This is a genomic window from Bacillus salitolerans, assembly GCF_042680805.1.
In the GTDB taxonomy this organism is placed as follows: Bacteria; Bacillota; Bacilli; order Bacillales; family SA4; genus Bacillus_CJ; species Bacillus_CJ salitolerans.
On record NZ_JBHUEM010000043.1, the window covers coordinates 1 to 1,534 of the forward strand.

General features: G+C 38.4%; 2 protein-coding genes. Both read right to left on the bottom strand.

What is annotated here, in order from left to right:
- The coding region (locus ACFSCX_RS17530) for an ATP-binding protein (protein ID WP_377929539.1) at positions 1–445 on the bottom strand (445 nt) is incomplete at its 3' end.
- On the bottom strand, positions 442–1,534 hold a 1,093-nt coding region (gene istA / locus ACFSCX_RS17535), incomplete at its 5' end, for an IS21 family transposase (protein ID WP_377929540.1). The genes ACFSCX_RS17530 and istA, both read right to left, overlap by 4 nt.

The following is a 1,534-nucleotide window of genomic DNA, read 5'->3' on the forward strand; positions in this document are numbered from 1 at the left end:
CTTCGTTTGCCATTAACAATTCTTCTACTAACTCTGAAGCTGTAATAAATTTTGTCTTGTACCCATTGTGAATCATTTCTATTCCCAAGCCTGTCGCAAGGTGGGACTTTCCTGTCCCACTGTTCCCAAGAAAAATAATATTCTCCTTTTTTTCTACAAATTCACCTTTTGCGAGAGTCAGAAATTTATTCCGATTCAAACTTGGCATCAAACTAAAATCATAGGTATCTAGTGTTTTTTGAACAGGAAAAGATGCCTGCATTAATCGTCTTTGTTTTTGGTTTTCTTCTCTTTTTTCTACTTCAGCTTCAAGTAATCCCAATAAAAATTCTTCATAGCTAAGATTTCGATCTTCTGCCTCTCTAGCCAAAGAACGATACTGGTTTCCAATGGTAGGCAATCTTAGCTGTTTGGTCATGTGGTCTACTAGTAGTTCTGTTTTCATTTCATCTGGCCCCCAGTTAATTTTCCATATTGTTCTACATTAGACTTTTGAATCTTATAGTCTAAGAGATTTGTAGGCGTTTTTTCGTTTGAAAGAGTTCGGATATTCATTGGATTATTCGTAAGCCTTTGAATGATTTCGTGTACGATTTCATATCGAAAGACTTGTGTTTGCTCAGCTTCTAGTAAGGCTTGAGTTAACTTTTCCATACCAATTTCACGATGTAGGAGTAGAAGTCGAATAAATTTTCGATCTCCATCGGCTCCTTCTTGTTCTCTCATCTTACGATGAAAACGTCTGAACACTTCTGGAACGCTAGATGATTGAAATGCGTGGGCATCACGTATCGCTCGTGGTTTTTTTATCAATGCTTCTAGGTAGTGATCAAGAACGGTGACTACTTGATTCCTTTCGTAAGAACGATGATGCTCTGCGATCACTTGGTTTTGATCCACTACGATCACACGATCCACAAAAATTTTTACCCATACGGAATGACCAACATAGCCACAGGGTACAGAGTACTGATTCGTTTCAACTGTTATTAAAGATGTCTTATTCACCTGGCATGAAACTAATTTACACGCCTCAAATCTTTCTTGCGGAAGTGGATGGAGGTGCTCTTTTTCTTTCATCCACATTTCCCCAACGGTTTCATTTGACTTAGGAACCTTTCGATGTTCAGCTTCTTTTAAGCACCAATTAGAAAGGTAATCATTTAATTCTTCCATGGATTGGACTTCTGGTAACGGCACTAAAGCGTTCCTACGAATGTAACCCACTGTGCCTTCCACACGTCCTTTTTCATTTCCTGACCTTACATTACAAAATTCAGCTTTGAACAAATAATGAGCTTGTAAAGCGATAAATGACTCTTGTTCTAAACGATCTCTTCCTTGGAGAATTTTTTGTACCGCAGATTTCAAATTATCAAGTAGTCCTTCCATTGGAACGCCACCAAAGAACTCAAACGCATGGACAAAACCATCTAAGAAAGCTTCCTGTTTTTCATGGAGGTATGCTCTTACAAATCGTACACGACTTGCTGAGAGCTGAATACAAAAGAGGAATACTCGTATTGTTCGACCC